At 72.1% G+C, this 3,429-nt stretch carries 4 protein-coding genes; 2 read left to right on the forward strand and 2 right to left on the reverse strand.

What is annotated here, in order from left to right; genetic code table 11:
- The coding region (locus G6021_RS12080; protein ID WP_182641385.1) for an aspartate aminotransferase family protein at positions 1-914 on the reverse strand (914 nt) is incomplete at its 3' end.
- A gap of 86 nt (positions 915-1,000) precedes the next feature.
- Here G6021_RS12080 and G6021_RS12085 point away from each other — a divergent pair.
- Together G6021_RS12085 and thpD are read left to right on the forward strand one after the other, a co-directional pair.
- Entirely contained in the window at positions 1,001-1,990 is a 990-nt protein-coding gene (locus tag G6021_RS12085; protein ID WP_182641386.1) for a D-2-hydroxyacid dehydrogenase, read from the forward strand.
- 84 nt (positions 1,991-2,074) lie between these two features.
- Positions 2,075-2,935 (forward strand): ectoine hydroxylase, encoded by an 861-nt coding sequence (thpD, locus tag G6021_RS12090; RefSeq protein ID WP_182641387.1) that lies wholly within the window; start codon positions 2,075-2,077, stop codon positions 2,933-2,935.
- A gap of 12 nt (positions 2,936-2,947) precedes the next feature.
- On the opposite strand, the gene G6021_RS12095 is transcribed toward thpD, so the two are convergent.
- Positions 2,948-3,429: LysR substrate-binding domain-containing protein (locus G6021_RS12095; protein WP_241736539.1), on the reverse strand; the 482-nt coding region annotated here is incomplete at its 5' end.

Consider the following 3,429-nt stretch of genomic DNA (forward strand, 5'->3'; position numbering starts at 1 on the left):
GCCACGCCCGCCGCGGCCGCCACGGCGTTGCCGCCGTAGGTGCCGCCCTGCGATCCGGGCCAGGCCTTGGCCATGATCGCCTCGGGAGCGGCGATCGCGGAGATAGGGAAGCCCGAGGCGATCCCCTTGGCGGTGATGATGACGTCCGGGACCAGGCCCTCGGTGTGCTGATGGCCCCAGAACCGGCCGGTGCGCCCGATGCCGGCCTGGACCTCGTCGAGCACGAGCAGCGCGCCGATCCGGTCGGCGCGGTCGCGCAGCCCCTGCAGGTAGCGCGGCGGGGTGGCCATGTAGCCGCCGTCGCCGAGCACGGGCTCGATGAGGAACGCCGCGATCTCGCGGGCGTCGACACGGGAGGCCATGAGGTAGTCCAGCTCGGCGAGCGCGAAGTCGATCGCGTCGTCCTCGCTCCACCCGTGCCGCAGGGCGTGCGGGAACGGGGTCATCACCACCCCGCCCATGAGGGGGGAGAAGCCGGCGGAGAAGCGCGTCCCGGCGGTGGTGAGGCTCGCGGCGGCGACGGTGCGTCCGTGGAAGCCGCCCTGGACGGTGACGATGTTGGGCCGGCCGGTGGCCATGCGGGCCAGCCGGACGGCGGCCTCGACCGCCTCGGAGCCGGAGTTGGCGTAGAAGACCGAATCGATCCCCTCGGGCAGGTGGTCGCCGAGCTTCTCCGTCAGCTGCAGCAGCGGTTGGTGCATGACGGTCGTGTACTGCGCGTGGATGATCTTCCCGCACTGCTCCCGCGCGGCGGCGACCACGTCGGGGTGGCAGTGGCCGGTGCTGGTCACGCCGATGCCGGTCGTGAAGTCCAGGTAGTCGCGGCCGTCGGTGCCGTGGATCCACGAGCCGAGGGCGTGGTCCACCACGACGGGCGTGGCCTGCTTGAGAAGGGGCGACAGATGCGCGGTCATGGGGCCAGTGTGTGACCCCTCCGGGCAGATTGTCAACAATCCGACGATCTGCGGGGGGGCGGTCGCGGGCACGCTACGGTGTGTCCATGACGCAGCAGCACCGGTCCCCGCACACGCGACCGACAGTCGTCCTCCTCACCGCCGACGGCGTCGTCCCGCCCACCCACCTGGACGAACTCCGCGGACTCGCCGACGTGCGGGAGTGCACCGCCGACACCCTGGCCGAGGCGCTGCCCGGCGCCGAGGTGCTCTTCGTGTGGGACATCTTCTCCGACGCGTTGGCCTCCGCCTGGCACGCCGCCGACGCGCTGCGATGGGTCCATGTGGCCGCCGCCGGGGTCGACACGCTGCTGTTCGACGAGCTGCGCGACTCCGACGTCTCGGTCACCAACGCGCGTGGTGTGTTCGACGGGCCCATCGCGGAGTACGTCCTGGCCTGCGTCCTCGCCCACGACAAGCAGCTGCACCGGACGGAGGCACTGCAGCGCGCCGGGGTGTGGCGCCACCGCGAGACCACCCGCGTGGCGGGACGCCGCGCCCTCGTCGTGGGGACCGGGGGGATAGGCCGGGCCACCGCGCGGCTGCTCAGGGCGGTGGGCGTGGACGTCCGTGGGGCGGGGCGTCGACCTTCCGACGACGACGAGGACTTCGGCGTCGTCCTGGACTCGGCCCGACTGGCCGGGCACCTGGGCGATGTCGACCACCTGGTCATGGTGGCCCCGTTGACCGAGGCCACCCGAGGGATGCTCGGGCCGGCCGAGTTGGCGGCGCTCCCGGACGGCGCCCACGTGATCAACGTGGGGCGGGGCCAACTGGTCGACCAGGAGGCCCTCACGCAGGAGATCGCGGCGGGCAGACTCTCGGCGCACCTGGACGTCCTCGTCGTCGAACCGCTCCCCGACGGCGACCCGCTGTGGACCCTCGACGGCGCGCACGTCAGCCCCCACATGTCGGGCGACGTGGTGGGCTGGCGGGACACCCTCTCGGAGCAGTTCCTCGACCACCTGCGCACCTGGGCGGACGGCGGCGAGCCCGGTCCGCTGGTCGACAAGAACCGGGGATACGTCAGCGGCTGACCGGTTGTCCGTGACCGTGGTCACTTCTACGGTCGGGGCCAGAGGCGGGCCGACAGGGCCCCGCCCCCGACCGAGAGGAGACGCATGACACTGGCCGTCGACGGCTACGTGACGCGCGTGACCAGCCCCCCGATCATCATCGATCGACCGGACCCGGTGGTGTGGTCCCGATCCGGCGATCCCGAGGTCCAGCGGTTCGCCGAACGCGGCTACGTGCAGAGGGAGGGCGCGATGGACGCGGGCAGAGTGGACGCCTGCCTCGAGGAACTGCACCGCATCGGTGCCGACCCCGCGATGGCCGCCGACCCCCGGGTGATCCGCGAGGCGGGCAGCGACGCGGTCCGCTCCATCTTCGACGTCCACACCCTGAGCGAGGTCGTGTGGGAGGCGGTCGAGCACTCCGGTGCGGTCGACCTGGCCCGCGAGATCCTCGGCTCCGACGTCTATGTGCACCAGAGCCGCCTGAACTACAAGCCCGGGTTCGCCGGCGGCGCGTTCTACTGGCACTCGGACTTCGAGACCTGGCACGCCGAGGACGGGATGCCCCGCCCCCGCGCGTGCAGCGCCTCCCTCGCGCTCACCCGCAACGAGGTGTACAACGGCCCGCTGATGATCATGCCGGGCACCCAGAAGTACTTCGTGCAGTGCGCGGGCGAGACGCCGGAGGACTACTACAAGGAATCCCTCGTGGCCACGGCGCCGAGCGTGGGGGTGCCGTCCGAGGAGCACATCTCGGAGCTGTACCGCTCACACGGACTGGACGTGCTCACCGGCGGCGCCGGCTCGATGACGGTGTTCGACTGCAACACACTGCACGCCTCCGGCGGGAACATCAGCCCGGTGCCGAGGGCGAACGTCTTCATCGTGTTCAACAGCGTCGAGAACGGCCTGGCCGACCCCTTCGCGGGTACTCCACCGCGGCCCGACTTCCTCGCCCGGCGCTGAACCCGGTCGGAGCTATCGCGCCCCCGGGGCGTCGAGCCCCAGACCGAGGGCGGCCTCGGTGAACGCTCCGACGAAGGCCTGCAGGGGTCGGCGCCGGGCGTCCCGCTCCCGGTACGCGATCGAGACCGTCCTGGTAAGGGCATCGCGCAGCGGTATCACGTCCACGTCCGCGGTCGAGGTGCCCAGCCCGAGGTCGGAGGCCAGGGTCACGCCGAGGCCCGCGGCGACCAGGGCGAGTGCGGTCGACTGCTCACCGGCCTCGTGACGGATGTCCGGTTCGAACCCCGCCTCCCGGCAGGCGAGCCGCACCGCCCTGCCGAAGTGCGAGCGCGGGTGGGCCAGCACCCAGGGTTTGCCCGCGAAGTCGCGCAGCGCCACCTCGCCGGCGTCGATCGACCCGCGGGGGGCCACGAGGTGCAGTGACTCCACGGCGATGGGTGTCCGGGTGAGCTCGGGGACCCGGGCCATCGTGTAGCTGGAGTAGTCCAGGACGA

Source organism: Dietzia sp. CW19 (assembly GCF_014145265.1).
GTDB classification, from domain to species: Bacteria; Actinomycetota; Actinomycetes; order Mycobacteriales; family Mycobacteriaceae; genus Dietzia; species Dietzia natronolimnaea.

Excerpts from the sequence above, each read along its gene's own strand:
- thpD (WP_182641387.1), top strand. The coding sequence starts at position 2,075 with ATGACACTGGCCGTCGACGGCTACGTGACGCGCGTGACCAGCCCCCCG.
- G6021_RS12085 (WP_182641386.1), top strand. The coding sequence starts at position 1,001 with ATGACGCAGCAGCACCGGTCCCCGCACACGCGACCGACAGTCGTCCTC.